This window comes from Chitinophaga sp. CB10, assembly GCA_001870995.2.
Classification (GTDB): domain Bacteria; phylum Bacteroidota; class Bacteroidia; order Chitinophagales; family Chitinophagaceae; genus Chitinophaga.
In genome coordinates, this window is record MLAV02000007.1 from 57606 (window position 1) to 74941 (window position 17336).

Sequence of the window (17336 nt, forward strand, 5' to 3'; positions counted from 1 at the left end):
TATGAAGCGTTTGATAAATTATACTGCGATCATAGCTTTAATGCTTGCCGGCTGCCAGACAGAGCTGCCGCTCCCTCCCGGCAACGGTACGCCGCGCGTGGTGATCTATAGTGAACTGACCGCCGGGGAAAAACCGCAGGTCCGCATCGGGAAAAGCAAGGTAGTAACCAACGGGGTAGACAATGGCTTCGAGCTCGTGCCCAACGCCAGCGTGCAACTCCTGAACCAGGACGGGGCGCTCGTGGAAACGCTGATTAACAACCCCGACCCGGCCGATCGCATGAGTGTGTACAGTGGCAAAACCAAACTGCAGTCCTTACAAAATTATCGCGTGAAGGTGGATGTTCCCGGCATGAAAGAGGTAACCGCCAATGCCTCCATCCCCGGCAGCTGCCGCGTGGAGCTGACCGATACGCTTCGCACCACGCTGAATGGCCGGCCGGTACTGCGTTTCAACCTCACCGTATTCGGGCAGCCGGGCGTGCGCACCTACATCGTCATGGAAGCCCTCAAACAATCCGCCCTGGTGGATTCCTTTTTTACGTATAATGGTGTCCGTTATAACATCGCCGCCAACGAGGACCTCTACGAATCCGTCAAAGGCAAGCCTGGCGTAGTAGTGAGTAAGGATACGACCTTCCTCAACGATTACCTCCGTATCCCCTGCTACACCCAGGACGAAAGTGCGGACAATAACCAGATCGGCGGGTTGAACGAAAACTACAACAGCATTCTCTTCAACGTAATGGGCAAACCGCTGACCACCAATCTCTATATCAACGCCACCGCCCTGAGTTCCAGCGCCATCGAAGCCATAGCGCCGAAAGGCCGCGTGCTGGTCTATATCAAATCCGTAACGCGGGAGTATTACGATTTCCTGCTGACTTATGAAAAGGTAAAACGCAATCCGGGGTTAAACAGCCTGATACAGGCCGTGCAATTGCGTAACAACACCCAGGGAGGACTGGGAATAGTAGGCGGTAATAACCAGGTTGTGTACAAATTATATTACGATGATCTGTAGCAGTTACCCGCTACAGATCATCCGCCTTATTTCAGTTGAAAGACGTCGTTGGAAGGATCAATATCCGCCACCCAGGTGCTTCCCAGCGCAACGGTTTTCAGCCGCTTCTTTTTCGGGATGCTGAACTTCACCGATTCCGCCCCCTGCTCCCAGCAATCAATCGCCCGATGCATCTTTTGGGTGGTACCGTCTTCAAATATCAGCGTCACATCCACCGGCGCCGGCTTGCTGCCTATGCGTTTCACCACAATCTCATAATTGCCGTTCAACACCCGCACAGGGGCCAGCCCCAGGTCAGGATAGCCATTGTCAAAAAAACAGCTTTTCCAGAACCAGTTCAGGTTGCGGCCCGCGCCGGCGTTCATGCAGTTGAAGAAGTCGTACGGCTGCGGATGTTTCCCGTTCCAGGTGCGGATGTAATGGTGCAGCGCCTTCAGGAAAAGGCTGTCCCCCAGGAGGTCCTTCACATACAGGTAACCGAGCGCCGGCTTGGGATAACTGTTAGTCATATACGCATCCGTCAGTTGATTGGAGGGCGACATCACCGGCAAATCCTGGAACTTCCCGGCAATCTTATTGTAGGCTTCCATCCCGTAATCATCCACCAGCGAGCTGTCGATCATCGGGGAAATCAGCCATTCCCCGATCGTAGCCCAGCCTTCGTCCATCCAGGAATACAGCGTTTCGTTGGTGCCCATATAAAACGGGAACATGGTATGAAACACTTCATGGTCCGTTAATTCAATGCTGTACTTACGATCCGGCGCAGGGTTGTCATTGACCATCATGGGATACTCCATCTGATCCAGGCCGTCAAACACGGTTTCATGGCTGTACGGGAAAGGCCAGCGGGGAAAATGATAGCTCATTTTTTCCACCGTGGCGCGGGTGAAGTGGGCCACGTCATAATAGTCCGTATGCTGCGGGTTAAACACGGCGTCTACCCTCGTTCTGCGTTTGGTCTGCGGGTCCACCTCCACGCTGGCGGATTGCCAGAGGTATTGGTTGCTGATCGCAAACGCAAAGTCCGTCACATGTTTCGCTTCAAAGCGCCAGGTGTTGGCCGTTTTATTTTTGGTGATGTTGCCGGCTTTAAGGTCGGTGGAATCAATGATATACCGGATGTCGTCCTGCTGCGATGCGGCGGCGATGCGTTGGAGGAACCTGGGCTGGTACACTTCCGCGGCATTCACGAGATCGCCCGTGGCCCATGCCTGGTAATCGCCCGGCACGGTGATGGCTACACGAAATTCAGAGAAATCATTATAAAATTCCATTGCCCCCGTGTAAGGGATTTTATCCCAGCCGTTTATGTCATCGTACACGGCTACACGGGGAAAGAAGTAAGCGATAAAAAACGCCCCGTCGTCAATAGCGCCGGTGCGGATATGAGAGTTTTTATTCAGCGTGTAGGCAAAGTGCAGTTGCAGCTGCATGCTGGCGCCCGGCGCGAGGGCAGGCACTTTCAGCGTAAGGTTGGTGCCGGTAAATGCAGGCACGCTGGTAGCGGCGCCGTTGACCCGCAGGTCAGTGATGGCCACGCCGTCATGCTCGTCCTCCCGGTCAATATTCATGGCACGCACGTTCCCTTTCTGGTACAGGTTTGCCAGCACTTTCAGGTTGATTTCCTTCAGGGTATCGGGGCTGTTATTGATGTAGTAAATGGACTCCGAACCGGCCAGCAGCCGCGTTTGCGGGTTAAACGCCACCTCAATATCGTAGGACGCGTGGTTTTGCCAGTAACGGGGCCCCGGTTGCCCGGATGCATCGCGGGTACCTTTTTCGTATGCCTGGCGAATGTTCAGCGGCAGGTAGAGTTGTTGCGCGGTAGCCGCTGTGGAGGCGGCGCACAGGAGTAGTAAAAGTCGCAGCTTGGCTTTGATCATATCTGAAAAGCAGGATTTTAGGAATATCCCGGTTTTCAAAAGTACTGATTAAAGCGGTATCAGATGATGGGTACTGTCTGCCGGTGTGCTAAGGCTGTCGGTTGGGGGGAGAGAAGATCTGGTGCTGTCGCCGGGTAAAGCGGACGTATCCGCCACACTACCGGACCTTTTCACCGGGCCGGTGGGACGTGTGTTCTGTCTCGCTTTATAGTCGCTGACCGTTCCTGACTTTTTCATGTCCTTCATCGTTTTCTTATCAAATAAGTACTGGGGCCGGCGTTCCGGCCGCAGGCCACGGTCAAACTCGGATTCTGCCCCCATGGCCGGAGCGGAATAAATACGGCGGCCGTTATTGCAGGCGATAACCGGCAGCAGGAGTAAAACAGCGAAGATAAGTTTCATGCGCCTGGGTACTAAATGGTGAACATGGTACAGGGGGAAGGACGTTTACCCATTAACGGTATCTTTTGTGTTAATATTATCATTATGGGCGCCGGGGATTTTGAAAATATAAAACCCTGTACTAAATTTAGCCCAAATTCATTGAATGCCATCCCCCTATTGTCCTGATTATCAAAAATTTTGTTATTATCACAACAACTATGAAAGTATCTACAACCAGCTTCCCCAGTGTGTTTGAGACCGCCTTTGGGAACACCGAAAACTCCAGTAAAGATTTACTGAACGGATTAAAAATAAAGAAAGATGACACCTGGTACCTGGTAGGTAACCTGGCGAAAAGAGGGGGTATCAATCCGGGTAGGGTGACCAATGCCTCTCCGCAGGAAGAAGACTATGAGATACTTTTCAAGGCTGCCATGCTCAATACCATCGATAAAGTACAGCAGCCGCTGTCCATCACCATGGGCTTCCCCTTCTCCACTTACAACATCTACAAGGCTGCCGCAGAGCAGTTTCTCAGCAAAAGGCATTTCCTCATTGATTACGATACCCAAACCTTTAACAACAAGGGTTCTTTCAAAAAAGGAATGTTTGATATCGAACGCTATGAAATCATCCCGGAAATTGTAGCCGGCATCATCGGTTTAAAGAAAACGGTGAACGAGCCTAACCTGGATAATTTCATTGCCGTGAGCTTTGGCTTTGGTACCATCGAAGGCGGTATGGCTACCGGCGATGGCCTGATCCACCGTACCTGCTTCAGTTCCCACGGTATCCGCTATGCCATCGGCAACCTCACCAGAGAGCTGAATCAGAAGCATTACCTGGAAATGAAGAACGAACACCAGGTGGATGACGCCTTTATGAAAGGTTCCATTTTCACCAACCGCAAACGCATTGATTTGAAAGACATGAGGAAGGCGGTATTACAACAATACTATAAAGAAGTAGTATCCCCGCTCATGCGTAAATATTTCACCGACCTCGATTTTGAGAATTGCGAAAAGATCTATCTCATGGGCGGTGGCGCGCACTATAAAGAACTCACAGACGCATTTGCTGAAGAGTTCAAGGATTTCATCCCTGTGGAAGTAGCGCCGGAGCCGGAGAAGCTGATCAGCATCGGTTACCTCTACAACTCCCTGCGCATTTCCGACAATAAGGCACAGCGCAGCGTAGGACTGGACCTCGGTAATGCCACTTCCATCGTCAGTTACTTCGAGCAGGATAAACCGGTGACCAATACGCCGCCGCCAATCCCCGGCGCGGACGCGAATCCTGCCGGCAGCATCCCTTCAAAAGAAAAAGATATAACCATTAAACTCTAAATTGTTTGAATGATAAACGTCCGACATTTATTCCGAAACCTGACTACGCCGGAAGGGTTGCAGATACCCGCATCTGTAACTGTAAACGGCAGCATTGACGCTGCCGTTCCGGGACGCATTGACGGAACAGTGGAAGGTGATGTAAAAACCACCGGCAAACTAATCATCAGTGAAACCGCCCGTATCAAGGGTCATGTATTTGCTGCAGAGCTGATATTGAATGGAAAGGTGTATGGCAACGTTTACGTTTCTGACAAGGCGCAGGTCATGCGTACAGCGCACGTAAAGGGAGACGTCAATGCTTTTGAGCTGGTAGTGGAAGTAGGCGCGCATATCGGCGGGGTTACCCGCAAGGATAAGCTGGCCGTGCAGGAGCTGGCCAAACCCGTGCAGCCACTGCAACCGGAGGCCCCTGCGGAACCGAAGCCCGAGCCAAAGGTAGTAGTGCCGGAAGAGGAACAACCTACCTCCTGGTTCTGATTACTTTTTACGGAGCGGGTCCAGCAGGTACATGAGTCCGTTCATCTTTATTACCAGCAACGTTTCCAGCAGCATGCCCATCTTGCCCGGAGGAAAGCCTTTACGCTGAAACCATTCCAGGTAGCTCACGGGAAGGTCGCACAAAATAGTGTCCTTATATTTACCGAAAGGCATACGCATGGTAACAAGTTGCTGTAACAATTCCGCATTAGGCTGAGCTGATTCCATCTCCAAAGGTTTTTTGCAAAGAAAGGAAAGTTCAGGCAAAATAACAGAGGCTGACAAAAGCATTGCTTTCGTCAGCCTCTTATGTTTAAATGAATGAAGCATTATCGCTGATCCAGCAGGCCGGCATTCTGTATGGCGTCTGTAAGCGTTTTGGCAAACGCTTTACCGAAGGAAGCCAGGCTGTTGGGATTGACGGTTTCCGATTGTCCGGACCATATCAGCACCCCGTCTTTATTGAGGTCGTACAGGTTGGATTCCAGGAAATAGGTCTTATCCGTGGTGTAATAACCCGGACTGTACAGCGAGCCATACATATAGCCGTAATAGCCCCAGAAACTACCATACCAGCCATACGCAGGATACGGCGCATACATCATGGAGCCGGGCACATAGCGGGTTTCAGATTCTTTATTGATCAGCGAAGTAGTAAGTACTGCGGTATATCCTGCGGCACGGATCTTCTGTGCCATTTCGTTGCGGGATACTTCATTTTTAGGGTCGAAGTTGGGCGGGAACATATCCAGGCTCCTGCCGGCTTCCACGCCTTTTTTCTGCAGCGCCGCCGCTACGTCTGTTTCAATGGTTTGCTTCGCTCCCAGGTTGGACGACAGGCTGGCCACCAGAATTTTATGATAGCCTTGCGCCGGCGCCTGCTGCGTTTTCCAGGTTCCGGTCATGTGTACGGCAGTGCCGCAACCGCTGACGAGGAATAGAACGGCGAGGGCGATACCGGCAACTACGCGATGTTTGAGGAAATACATATCTATGGATTTAAACAGTGAAGTGTTTTGATACGCGGCCGTGCAAAGGCCTTCCAATTCAATCAACACCCACCTGGTGAAAATGTTTTGCGTCAGCGGTCGCCGGCGCCGCATCGCAGATATATTAGGTATATTTTAATACGAATTAACTCTTGGTACATAATACAGTTTTTTGATATTTTTGCAAATAAGTACTTAATTTTAGATAAAATCTAAATCGCCTATCAAAAATGAGCCACCAGTTAAATATTGACAAATTAGACCTGCAAATCATATCTGAAATGTCCAACGACGCCAGCATTTCCTATGCGGAGCTGGGTAAAAAGCTGTTTGTATCGGGTGGTACCATTCACGTACGTATAAAGAAGCTGCATGAGATGGGTGTGATCAAGGGCACCAGGCTGCAGGTAAACCTGCGGGCCATCGGCTATGATGTACTTGCTTTCATTGGCATCTACCTGGAAAAAAGTTCCATGTATGAAACCGTGGCCAAACAGTTACTGAAAGTCCCGCAGATTGTCAGACTTAACTACACCACCGGCGCGTACAGCATGTTCGCGGAAATCATCTGCCGGGACAGCTCCGAGCTACGTAAAATCCTCCAGGACGATTTACAGCATATCAAGGGAATAGAGCGGACAGAAACCATCATCTCGCTGGAAGAAAGCTTCTCCCGCCCTATCAATGTGAGCGCCGCTTTATAGGGTTAGCAGATCATTTCGTTCCTTCTTCTGCGGAGGAAGCGGACAGGCCGGTACACTAACGGACGTACCTGCTGGGGCCGGGTCTGTTCACCTTTGGCATCGGTAATGACCGGACGTGTTTCCGGTGCAAAGTCTTCTTTAACGCTGGCGTTAACGGGCTTGTGCTGAAAGAAATTGAATTTGAACATAAAACTGGTTTTGCCCTGCAACCGGCGCTACCAGCGGGGTTGCGGTTACAGGAGGTGAATAAATGGTGTTGCAGGATCTGAGTCCATGGTATTAGTTTTTAATGTGCTGCAAATGTAGGGTATGCCGCCAGGGAACATCGTTAGAAAGCAGCCAGAATTTTATTAGAAAGTTATTAGAACGCATAGCGGTTATTAGTTTGCAAGGCAAAGCGCCGCAGGGATCAATGCGGCTATATGCGCTACACAATGTTTAAAAAAGGATGCCCGGCCGGCATCCTTTTTTATTATCTGCAAAAAATCACCTCTTTACCCTTTAGAAGAAAATTAATGTAATCGGTTGCGTAATATAAAGGCCCATTCAGATAAATATGTCAAATACAATTTCTATATTAGGAATGTAATCGGTTACATACAAATTTTCTCGTTTTATTAACCTTAAAAACTACGTTATGAACAGAACTATCCTCGGTTGTTCTGCAGCCCTCCTATTGCTCTTCAGCTGCACGAAAGCCGACTCCCCCGCTGCCTCCAACGATCCCCTTGCACGAACCGAAGCCACCGCTGTCATTGACGCAAGCGTCGTCCAGCAGAATATACGCGGCTTCGGCGGGGCCAGTATCCGTGGCTGGATCGCCGACCTGACGGCCGCCCAGCGCGTAACGGCCTTTTCGCCTTCCAGCGGCATCGGGCTGAGTGTGCTGCGCGTGCGGGTATCGCCCAACAGCGCGGACTTTGCGGCGGAAAAGCCTACCATAGACGCCGCCAAATCTTACGGTGCCGCCGTCGTGGCTACGGCATGGACCGCCCCGGCGTCTATGAAAAATAACAACAGCCTCGTAGGCGGACAGCTGAACGCCTCTTCCTACGCGGCCTATGCTGCCCACCTCGCCAGTTTTTGCAACACGGTAGGCGGCGTAACGGCCATCAGCCCGGTGAATGAGCCCAACATCTCCGTGACCTATGAGTCCATGGCCATGACGGCCAGCCAGGTGGCCGACTTCGTAGCGGCGCAGGGCAGCAACCTCGGCGCGCCGGTGATGGCGCCCGAACCGTTCAATATGGATAAAACCTTCCTGGACACCTACCTCAGCAACGCCACCGCTAAATCCAAAACAAACTTTGTATGCGGACATATCTACGGCAAAACGCCTTACGTGTACTCCAACGGCAAGGAAGTATGGATGACGGAACATTACACCAACACCAACGACGCCAATGGCTGGCCGGACGCGCTGGGCGTGGCAAAGGAAATACACGACTGCATGAACGCCGGCTATAATATGTATGTGTGGTGGTACATCAGGAGGTCCTACGGCCCTATGGACGAAAGTGGCAACATCACCAAAAGGGGCTATGTGATGGCGCAGTGGGCACGGTATGTACGCCCGGGGTATAATAAAATATCCTGTACGGCTAACCCTTCCACCAACGTGTACACCACCGCCTATAAAAGCGGTTCCAAAATCGTAGTGGTGGCCGTCAATCTCAATACGACAGACACCTATCAGCCGTTCTCTATCAGCGGCGCCACCGTAGCGGGCTTCAACCGTTACCGCACCACCGCTTCCAGCAACCTTGCTTCAGATAGCTTCGGCATCAGCGGCGGCGCATTTGGGATTACCCTGCCGGCATCCAGCGTAACCACGCTGGTATCGTATTAACGTGTACGGCTATACGCAAACAGCCGGTTTGTAAACCGGCATGCTTGTGCCGCCGGATGACGGACGAACGTAATACTGCTTTACAGCGATAGCCTGTAAAAATAAACGACGCCCGTAAGCGTCGTTTACCTGTTATTCCGCAGCTGCCTGCTGTTTCCTCGGATCGCGCGTACCTGCGTACAACTCGTATTCCAGCAAACGGCAGTCCAGCGTACTATTGTAAAATTCAATCCTGCGCTTGGCCTTTAACCCTATCTTCTTTGCCAGGTCCAGGTTACCGGTGAAAATATACCCGAAGTAACCTCCGCACTTTTGCTTCATGAAATCGCCTATACGGGCATACGTTTCTTCCAGCGCGGAAATTTCTCCCAGGCGGAGCCCGTACTCAGGGTTCATAAACACCACGCCGCTGCCGGGTTGCGGCACAGGCGTAGCGGCAAAATCGCACACCCTGAATTCGATGAGGTCATCCACACCGGCTGCCCTGGCATTCTTGCGGGCATTGGTAACCGCTTGCTCGCTCAGGTCCGTGGCAATGATCTTCAGGCCCGGCGCATCGATGATTTGCCGCTCCAGGCGCCCCCGCTCCTCCTGGTACGCTTCATCGTTGTACCCCAACAAATGCATAAACCCATAATTATCCCTAAACAGGCCAGGCCTGCTGTTGGTGGCGATGAGCGCCGCTTCTATGGCTACTGTTCCGGAACCGCACATGGGATTGATGAAGGGCGACTTCCTGTCCCACCGGCTGGCGAGTATGGTACTGGCAGCCAGCGCTTCCAACATGGGCGCGCGGCCGGGTATCTTGCGGTAGCCGTGGCGTGCCAGCGACTCCCCCGAGGTATCGATGAAAACTTCCGCCTGTTCGTTTTTCCAGAACAGGTTTACCACCGCGCCGCTCAGCTCCGCCCCGGTAGAAGGGCGCTTGCCGGTTTTTTCCCGAAGCCGGTCCACAATGGCATCTTTCACCCGGAGGTTCGCAAACATGCTATTGTTGATCGTTTCGTTGAGGACGTTGCTGGTGATGGAGAAGTAACCATCCGCTTTCAGCAGGGTTTCCCACGGGTAGGATTTCAGCTCCCGGTATATATCATCGGCATTGGCTGCCTCGAATTTTTTCAGGCTGTAAAGCACCTGGCTGGCGCAGCGCAGGTTCAGGTTTAAGCGGATGCAATCGTTAATGGTTCCGTTCAGGCGTACCCCTGTTACAAAAGTTTCTTCCGGCACAAAGCCCAGCTCTTTCACCTCCTGTTCCAGGTAAGGTGTCAGGCGCTTATTACAGGTAACCGTAATAGCGCCCTTAGTGGTGTATAAAGACATAATGGCCGCAAATTACCAATTAATTCCAGATTTCGTTGGCAGCGGTCAATATGATGGGAGCGCCTTCCGTAATCACGATGGTATGCTCGTGCTGGGCCACAAAGCCGCCCCGGTTGCCTACCAGCGTCCAGCCGTCGGCTTCCTGGTTCGCGTAATTGCTGGCCGTGGAAATGAACGTTTCGATGGCTACCACTCCAAAACGCTTGAAGCGCGCGCGGTTCGCCTGGTCGTAACAATTCAGTATATCGGAGGGAGATTCATGCAGCCCTCTGCCGATGCCATGCCCGCCCAGGTTGCGGATCACCGTATAACCATTCCTGCGGGCCTCCGTTTCTATCAGCTTCCCGATATCGCAGATCCTGACGCCGCCGTGAATAGCGTGGATGGCCTTGTAGAGGATATTTTTGGAAGTTTCCACCAGCGGCTGGTAGCCGTGGATATCCTGGCCTACGACAAAGGAACCGCCGTTATCGGACCAGTAGCCATTGAATTCCGCGGATACGTCTATGTTGATCAGGTCCCCCTCCTGTATAATTTTATTTGCAGCAGGGATGCCGTGCGCTATTTCGTGGTTCAGGCTGATGCAGGTATAGCCGGGGAAACCATAGGTCAGCTTCGGGGCCGACCTGGCGCCCTGCTTCTCCAGCAGCTTTCCGCCGTACTCGTCAATTTCCCTGGTACTCATGCCAGGCTTGGTGTACAGGCGCATTTCCTTCAGTGTGGTCGCTACGATCTCACTGATGCGGCGCATGCCTTCCAATTCCTTTTCAGATGTGATGGACATTTTTCTGGTGATTTAAGGTTGCCAATAACGGGCACAATCTAACGAAAAATATGCTAGTCGATATATTTGGCCGGCACATAGTCGGTCAGCCAAACCTTATTTTCAGACAGGTAGAACTGCAGGCCGTCCGCGTGCATCTCGCCGGCACGCACCGTCAGGATGACCGGCTTGCCATGGCGGCCGCCCACCTGTACGGCCGTATCCTTTACCGTGCTGAGGTGCACATACTGGCGGGACATACGCTGGATGCCATCTTTCCGGATAACGTCCACCGTATCGGAAGCGGTGCCGTGATACAATAAGTCCGGCGGTACCGCCGGCGGCAGGCCGAGGTCCACTTCAATACTATGGCCCTGGTTAGCCCGTATCTTTGTTCTATCCTCATTCAATGCAAAACGCTGCTTGTCGCTCGTAGCCACAATCTCGAACAGGTCTTCTTTCGTGAAACGGATGTCCGATTTGGCGATAAGCTCCTCCACATCAGCCCATCCGCTTTCGTCCAGTTGCAGCCCAATCTCCTCCGGCTTATGGCGGAGTACCAGGCTCAAAAATTTACTGATATGTTTCTTTTGTTTCTCTTCCATCTCTTTAAATCTTAATAATAATATTCCTGCGGTACATCACTGCCATCGGTATCCAGATGAGGAATACGAGGAACAGTGCCGCCGCCAGGGAAGCGTTGTAAGGTGTGAAAATATTGTTCCAGACTTTTTCGTTTAGCCATGCCTGTAAGGACAACCCTCCTGCCGGAATCAGGCTCATTAATTTAGGCACCAGTGCAGACAGGATGTAGGCCGTGATAGCATTTCGGCCAAAAGCCACCATGGGCGTAAGGTAGCGGGTGCGTTGCTGCACATCGATCAGCCAGTAGCAGGCTGCCAGGCCTACCGTGGCCCAGCCGCCGGTGTACAATACAAAGGAGCTGGTCCAAAGGGATTTATTGATTGGGAAAAACAAGTCCCATATCAGCGCCAGGATGATGGAAAAAAATCCATACACAAAAAGCCAGCTGACCTTTACGCCGTTATCCACGTCCTTGCGGCGCAGCCAGCTCCCTACGAGGATGCCGAAGATGCCCGTACCAACGGCCGGGATGGTGCCCAGCAAGCCTTCCGGGTCCCAGGTTTTGCTGGATGCCCAGAGGTGGTTGGTGGTAAACACGAGCCTGTCCAGCCAGGCGCCCAGGTTTGTTTCCGGCTCCAGGTTGGCCGGTCCGAAGCCAGGCACCGGCACCACCGTCATGAGCAGGTAATAGCCCAGCAGCGCCGCTGCAAATATCCATTTCAGCGTGCGCAAACTGGTTTTGATATACAGCACGGCAATGATACCGAATACAAGCCCGATACGCTGTAATACGCCGGGAAAGCGTAAATGCGTAAAGTCGAATTTGAATATCAGTCGCAGCGCAAGCCCGATCAGGATCAGCGTTGCAGCGCGGCGCAGTGCATGTAGTATTAATGAACGATGCTGTGCAGGGTCCTCCCTTTTAGTACCCATGGCGTATGGTACCGATACGCCAACGATAAACAGGAAGAACGGGAAGATCAGGTCTGTTGGGGTACAGCCGTTCCATTTGCTGTGTTCCAGCGGCGGATACACATAGGACCAGCTGCCTGGGTTATTTACCATGATCATGGCGGCCACTGTCAGGCCCCGGAAAAAGTCCAGCGATAATAAGCGCGGTTTGGTTGTTGTAGTCATGCGGCGATAATGATCCGCTCAATTTAAATAAAATTGAGTGGATTCCTATGCCTGCACGGAAGTTTTCCTGAAACGCTTTACCAATATCCAACCTGCAACAGCCAATAAAATAAAGGGCCAGATGCTGACAAAAAACAGGAGTATATTTCTCAGTATATCCGTTCCCGTTATAACGGCCGTTTTCATCTCCGTGCCAAATCCGGCGCGGGTTATAGCTTCAGGATTTACTTCCACGACCACATCCGCACGGGCAGGTTGCACCATGGCTACGGTGATGGTAGCGTAATTGGCTTCATCCAAAATAGCGAGGTTGCTGAGCTGGCGGTCGATGGTATTATCCGCGTTTTGCTGGTTATAGCTGGCAGCGTCCACGGAAGAAGTATTCCTGTCAGCCTTCGCCGTATGCTGTACGGTTTTATTGCGCAGGGAATTACCGAGGTAATCCAGCGTTTTATCCTGATCCTTCAGGGTCCTGTAATCAATATAGGTAGCCTGTTGCGTGAGTACCTGCACTACGGAATCCATAGCGGCGGCGGGCACGCGCAGGGTGAGATTGGCTACGGTATGGTACATACGCACATGCCGCAGGGAATCGCTGGAATAAGGCAGGTATTTTTCCTGGGAGACCTCGTTGGTTTGTTTACTTTCCACTACGATCCCATCCAGGGATTTGGCGGTTCTCTCCAGGGCCTGGCTGGCTTTGAATACGTCCGGCACACGGCAGCTAACATCCGCTGTGCGCACACGTTTGCGGGAAGCGCTGTTCAGCGACGCGATGTCCGCCGCAAAGGACGTGGAATCAGCAGCGGCGGTAACGGCTTCCGCTGAAACGGTTTCAGCGCCGGATGGAGCATTTTTTTCATAGCCTGCGGAGGAACAGGCAGCAAGGGTCAGGGCGGGTAAAACCCACAGGGGAACGGCGTTTCGCATAAAGTAGAGATTTACCTTTTATACCGGAAACGCCGCGGAGGTAACCCGTGGAAGTGTTAAAAAAAACAGAAAGCCGGCAGGCAGTGCCGGGCTTTTTATGACTTGAAAACTTTAAGGAGTGCCTAGCCTAACGGGCATATGTATCCTTAGTACACTTCCTTACCAAACGGCGCAAACGTTAGTGCCAGCAATTTGAAATGCTGCCGGGCAAACGGGATACCTACAATGGTAATCGCCAGCAGGAAGCCAAACAGCAAGTGACCCAGCGCAATCCATATCCCGCCTGCAAAGATCCAGATGATATTGAAAATGGTGGACACGCAGCCCGTTGGCGGGTTGGCTTCCCTTACGTTCCTGCCGAAAGGCATGAGGGTGAGCAGTCCTATCTTGAAGCACTGCAGCCCGAACGGGATACCGATGATGGTAATGCAGAAGCCAAGGCCGACCATAAAATACCAGATCCCGGTCACAAAGCCACCGAAGATCAGCCAGATAATGTTTCCGAGAAAACTCATACTATTAAAGTGTTTTTAGCATCCAGATGGTGCATGCATGATGGCCTGAATTGCCCAGCGCTGCCGGCAGGTATTGAAACCCGTTTCGTTCATACAGCGCTACTGCCCTGGACATCTCGGGAAATGATTCCAAATAGAGGGATGTGTAACCGGCATGTTGCGCCGCTTCACTGGCCCTCACGAGCAATTTAACGCCGAGGCCTTTTCTTCTCGCCGCAGGCGCCAGAAAAAAACGAACCAACTCCGCACAGCCAGCCGGCAAACCAGCAGTCGGGTAGATGCCGCCGCCACCCAGGATGACGCTATCTTCCTCCGCTACAAAGTACCTGGAGCCGGGCGTTTTAAACAGGTTATACAAATCGTCCGTAGTAGGATCGCTGTGCGCGGTGCCTTCCAGCGGTACGCCAAACTCTTCTATCCCGCTGCGTATAATCGCCGCCAATGCTGCATTATCGCCGGGTTGTATTTCTCTGATCAACAGTGCCATCAGTCTACCGCAATTTTTATCACTACTTTTTTAACAGCTACGGGGCCGGCTACACGCAGATTGGGCATGTGGAGGTCCGACGGATAGAAAATCGCGAACTGGCCCTGTTTCAGCACGGTGTAGAAGGCGGGCTTGTCCGCAAAGAGCATGTAATCCTCTGCGTCCGCATATGCTTTGGAAGGAATTTTATCTCCCAGGAAATCATGACCTATTCTTTCCTCTCCTGCTGCGAGGTACTGTACATCGATGTACTTACGGTGGGCTTCCATTTGTTCACCTTCTTCCGGGATGGTATCGTATTCGTTCACGATGGCAAAAACGTTGGCGCCATCAATTTCATATTTCCCTTTCGGGACGGTGTTAAAGTCGGTCTGGCGCAGGTAATCAAAGGCTTTTACAAACTTTTCGCCGAGGACGTGGTATCGTGCTGCACGATCTAATGTATCAACTATCATAATGCTTTTGAAATAGGCAGGAAAGATACATTAGTTTTTTACTCAAGGAGAAATTTTATTGAATTTTTCAGCGCTGCCGGCGCTTATTCTTCAGACGCTTGTTGCCAGCCAGTCGCTCGAGGTCAGCGGCGGCCGGGCCACGCACATCACTGCCACGGGCTGATGGCGCTGATTGTACAGCAGGCTGGTATTTACTTCCAGCATACGCCTGCTGCCATCCGGCTTCTCGATGATGATGGCTTTGCCGGTATAAGGGCGCTGCTGCTCAATGGTGCGGGCAACGGGATATTCTTCCGGCTGCAATGGCCTGCCGTTGGGCGAAAACGTTTTCAGGCTCATACACCATTTGTCCGTACCGCTGGCGGGCATACGGCCAAAGAGATTTACTGCAAGGTGATTGAAAATCCGCACATGGCCATGCATGTCACAAATGTAAGCCGCTGCGGGAAAGGCTTCCAGCATGGTATGACAGCCAATTCCATGCTCGCTGAGTTCCAGGTCGAATAAGTAAAACGGCGAGGCCGTTACAGGCGTAGTAACAGAATCTTTTTTCATACGTGGGCATTAATAGCGCTATCACCGGCTATTGCCGGCATGCGGTGGAAAATTACAGTTTTGGTGTTGTTCCGGTTGGTATAGGGAGATGTGAGTGCCGCAGTGCAGGTGGCATGTGGCGGCAGGCAGGCGACGGAATTGAAGCGCCGGTAGCGGGCTATTTTATGACATGTACATTCACGGCAATCGGGCCTTTGGGGCCTTTGCCCAGCTCGAAGGATACTTTCAGGTTTTCCTTCAGAGGGTCTTTCGATTGGTTGATGTGTACAAAATAGCTTTCGTGGTTACGGCTGTCTTTAATAAATCCGAAGCCTTTGGCATCGTTATAGAACGTTACCACGCCAGTATGCACCAGTTCCTCCGCTTCCTCCTGCTGACGTGCCACTCCTATCTGTATATCTTCCAGATTGACTTCTTTCTTTTTTGACGGGTCCGGCGGTGTGGTGGTGAGGTTACCATCCTCGTCCAGGTAAGCCATCATGTCCTCCAGGCTCTTGCCCTTGTTGCTCTTGGCCTGGCGCTCCTCTCTCCGCTCTGCCTTCTCCTGCTTCTTCTGCTGTTTCTTCTTTTCGAATTCTTGTTTGTTAAAGGTTTCCTGTGATCTTGCCATATACAAAATCCCTGTTTCATTTATGGGTTATTACGAAGATAAGAAAATAAATGCCATTGAGCACCCCTTTCCGGCCGCCGGGATAATTTCTGAGCCGGCTATTGATATTTAGCCGATATTAGATTTAAAATTCTTATAGTATGAAATTCTTCCGCCGCCGGAATGAAAATCCTGGAAAAAAGAAATCCCTGCTCCGGGAATGGCTGAATGCGGCCATATTCGCTATAGTGGCCGCTACCCTGATCCGGATGTTCATATTCGAAGCTTATTGTATTCCCTCCGGCTCTATGGAGCGCACCCTGCTGGTCAATGATTACCTGTTTGTCAGTAAGATCAGCTATGGGCCGCGATTGCCTATTACGCCGCTCTCGCTGCCGCTGGTGCATAACAAGATGCCTTTCACGCAGTACAGCCCTTCGTACAGCACGCTGGTAAAATGGCCGTACAAGCGCCTTCCCGGCTTCTCTTCCATCGAACGAAATGATATTGTCGTTTTCAACCTGCCCGCCGGCGATACGGTAGCCCTCGAGGTGGAGGAGAATACGAATTATTATGAGCTGGTCCGCCAGCTGGGCCGGCAGGAAGTATGGAACAATTACCATATCATCCCCCGCCCGCTGGACAAACGGGAAAATATCATCAAAAGATGCGTGGGCATCCCCGGGGATACCCTGCAGATCCGCGAGGGAGCGCTGTTTGTGAATGGCAGGCCCGCCTTTGTGGCGCCGGGCAGCGAAATGCAGTACCTGGTGCAAACGGACGGGGAAGCCCTGAACCCGGCCCGGCTGAAGGAAATGGGTATCATTGACGAGCCAACGCCGACGGGGCAGCCGGGGCTGTACCTCTGCAACCTCAACCAGGCGGACCTGGCCACGATCAAAACCTGGTCGTCCGTGAAGTCCATCACGCCTTTTGTGAACGACGAGCTGTCCGACCCTGCCGTGTTCCCTTTTGACACCACCCGTTTCCACTGGAACCAGGATAACTTCGGGCCGGTAGTGGTACCTGCCAAAGGCGTAACGGTGCAGCTGACGCCCGAAAACCTCCCGCTGTACCAGCGCATCATACAGATATACGAGGGTAATGATTTTACAGTGAAAAATGGTAGCTTTATCATCAATGGCCAGCCCGCCACCAGTTATACGTTTAAAATGAATTATTACTGGGTAATGGGCGACAATCGCCATAACTCTATCGACTCCCGCTACTGGGGCTTCCTCCCGGAAGATCACGTGGTGGGCAAAGCCTGGATTACCTGGATGAGCTATGATAAGGATGGCATTCGCTGGAGCCGCATCATGAAAGCAATCAGATAAC

At 51.9% G+C, this 17336-nt stretch carries 21 protein-coding genes; 6 read left to right on the forward strand and 15 right to left on the reverse strand.

The annotated features are described in order from the left end of the window. Position 1: 1 nt before the first annotated feature. A complete protein-coding gene (locus BOC67_RS11590; protein WP_291910421.1) occupies positions 2-1024 on the forward strand; it encodes a DUF4249 family protein in 1023 nt (340 codons plus the stop codon). Between the two features lie 26 nt (positions 1025-1050). On the opposite strand, the gene BOC67_RS11595 is transcribed toward BOC67_RS11590, so the two are convergent. Together BOC67_RS11595 and BOC67_RS11600 are read right to left on the reverse strand one after the other, a co-directional pair. Continuing rightward, the gene (locus BOC67_RS11595; RefSeq protein WP_291910423.1) at positions 1051-2910 is read right to left on the reverse strand and encodes a M1 family metallopeptidase; all 1860 of its coding nucleotides are present in this window, start codon (positions 2908-2910) and stop codon (positions 1051-1053) included. A 48-nt stretch (positions 2911-2958) separates the two neighbouring features. Next, positions 2959-3312 (reverse strand): hypothetical protein, encoded by a 354-nt coding sequence (locus BOC67_RS11600; RefSeq protein ID WP_291910424.1) that lies wholly within the window; start codon positions 3310-3312, stop codon positions 2959-2961. Positions 3313-3512: 200 nt separating this feature from the next. Between BOC67_RS11600 and BOC67_RS11605 the strand changes: the two genes are divergently transcribed. Together BOC67_RS11605 and BOC67_RS11610 are read left to right on the forward strand one after the other, a co-directional pair. Beyond that, positions 3513-4640: a ParM/StbA family protein gene (locus BOC67_RS11605; protein ID WP_291910425.1), complete on the forward strand. Its 1128-nt coding sequence runs from the start codon at positions 3513-3515 to the stop codon at positions 4638-4640. A 9-nt stretch (positions 4641-4649) separates the two neighbouring features. After that, positions 4650-5120 (forward strand): polymer-forming cytoskeletal protein, encoded by a 471-nt coding sequence (locus BOC67_RS11610; RefSeq protein ID WP_291910427.1) that lies wholly within the window; start codon positions 4650-4652, stop codon positions 5118-5120. On the opposite strand, the gene BOC67_RS11615 is transcribed toward BOC67_RS11610, so the two are convergent. Together BOC67_RS11615 and BOC67_RS11620 are read right to left on the reverse strand one after the other, a co-directional pair. Further along, positions 5121-5348 carry a DUF3820 family protein gene (locus BOC67_RS11615; RefSeq protein ID WP_291910429.1) on the reverse strand — a complete coding sequence of 76 codons (228 nt, stop codon included), beginning with the start codon at positions 5346-5348 and terminating at the stop codon, positions 5121-5123. 101 nt (positions 5349-5449) lie between these two features. Then, positions 5450-6109, reverse strand: a complete 660-nt coding sequence (locus BOC67_RS11620) for a hypothetical protein (RefSeq protein WP_291910431.1) — start codon at positions 6107-6109, stop codon at positions 5450-5452. Positions 6110-6339: 230 nt separating this feature from the next. Here BOC67_RS11620 and BOC67_RS11625 point away from each other — a divergent pair, with 230 nt between their 5' ends. Further along, entirely contained in the window at positions 6340-6813 is a 474-nt protein-coding gene (locus BOC67_RS11625; protein ID WP_291910434.1) for an Lrp/AsnC ligand binding domain-containing protein, read from the forward strand. 2 nt (positions 6814-6815) lie between these two features. Here the strand turns inward: BOC67_RS11625 and BOC67_RS11630 are convergent, their stop codons facing one another. Then, positions 6816-7001, reverse strand: a complete 186-nt coding sequence (locus tag BOC67_RS11630) for a hypothetical protein (RefSeq protein ID WP_291910436.1) — start codon at positions 6999-7001, stop codon at positions 6816-6818. A gap of 449 nt (positions 7002-7450) precedes the next feature. Between BOC67_RS11630 and BOC67_RS11635 the strand changes: the two genes are divergently transcribed. Continuing rightward, a complete protein-coding gene (locus BOC67_RS11635) occupies positions 7451-8662 on the forward strand; it encodes a glycoside hydrolase family 30 beta sandwich domain-containing protein (protein ID WP_291910438.1) in 1212 nt (403 codons plus the stop codon). Positions 8663-8794: 132 nt separating this feature from the next. Here BOC67_RS11635 and BOC67_RS11640 read toward each other — a convergent pair whose 3' ends face one another. The 10 genes from BOC67_RS11640 to BOC67_RS11685 form a co-directional block, all read right to left on the reverse strand. Beyond that, positions 8795-9982, reverse strand: a complete 1188-nt coding sequence (locus BOC67_RS11640; RefSeq protein WP_291910441.1) for a class I SAM-dependent RNA methyltransferase — start codon at positions 9980-9982, stop codon at positions 8795-8797. A 19-nt stretch (positions 9983-10001) separates the two neighbouring features. Further along, complete coding sequence (gene map, locus BOC67_RS11645) at positions 10002-10766, reverse strand: type I methionyl aminopeptidase (RefSeq protein ID WP_291910443.1); 765 nt, start codon at positions 10764-10766, stop codon at positions 10002-10004. A 53-nt stretch (positions 10767-10819) separates the two neighbouring features. After that, a complete protein-coding gene (locus BOC67_RS11650) occupies positions 10820-11350 on the reverse strand; it encodes an RNA 2'-phosphotransferase (RefSeq protein WP_291910445.1) in 531 nt (176 codons plus the stop codon). 4 nt (positions 11351-11354) lie between these two features. Next, on the reverse strand, positions 11355-12467 hold the full coding sequence (locus tag BOC67_RS11655; protein WP_291910446.1) for a DUF5009 domain-containing protein: 1113 nt from the start codon (positions 12465-12467) through the stop codon (positions 11355-11357). 45 nt (positions 12468-12512) lie between these two features. Beyond that, positions 12513-13397: a DUF4349 domain-containing protein gene (locus tag BOC67_RS11660; RefSeq protein WP_291910448.1), complete on the reverse strand. Its 885-nt coding sequence runs from the start codon at positions 13395-13397 to the stop codon at positions 12513-12515. Positions 13398-13543: 146 nt separating this feature from the next. Then, complete coding sequence (locus tag BOC67_RS11665; protein WP_291910450.1) at positions 13544-13912, reverse strand: YccF domain-containing protein; 369 nt, start codon at positions 13910-13912, stop codon at positions 13544-13546. 4 nt (positions 13913-13916) lie between these two features. Further along, a complete protein-coding gene (locus tag BOC67_RS11670) occupies positions 13917-14399 on the reverse strand; it encodes a GNAT family N-acetyltransferase (protein WP_291910453.1) in 483 nt (160 codons plus the stop codon). Beyond that, complete coding sequence (locus BOC67_RS11675) at positions 14399-14854, reverse strand: YhcH/YjgK/YiaL family protein (protein WP_291910454.1); 456 nt, start codon at positions 14852-14854, stop codon at positions 14399-14401. The genes BOC67_RS11670 and BOC67_RS11675 overlap by 1 nt, the downstream gene beginning before the upstream one ends. 90 nt (positions 14855-14944) lie before the next feature. Then, complete coding sequence (locus BOC67_RS11680; protein WP_291910456.1) at positions 14945-15409, reverse strand: hypothetical protein; 465 nt, start codon at positions 15407-15409, stop codon at positions 14945-14947. Between the two features lie 157 nt (positions 15410-15566). Further along, positions 15567-16019 (reverse strand): cold-shock protein, encoded by a 453-nt coding sequence (locus tag BOC67_RS11685; protein ID WP_291910459.1) that lies wholly within the window; start codon positions 16017-16019, stop codon positions 15567-15569. Between the two features lie 140 nt (positions 16020-16159). Here BOC67_RS11685 and lepB point away from each other — a divergent pair, with 140 nt between their 5' ends. Beyond that, on the forward strand, positions 16160-17335 hold the full coding sequence (gene lepB / locus BOC67_RS11690; protein ID WP_291910461.1) for a signal peptidase I: 1176 nt from the start codon (positions 16160-16162) through the stop codon (positions 17333-17335). Position 17336: the final 1 nt, after the last annotated feature.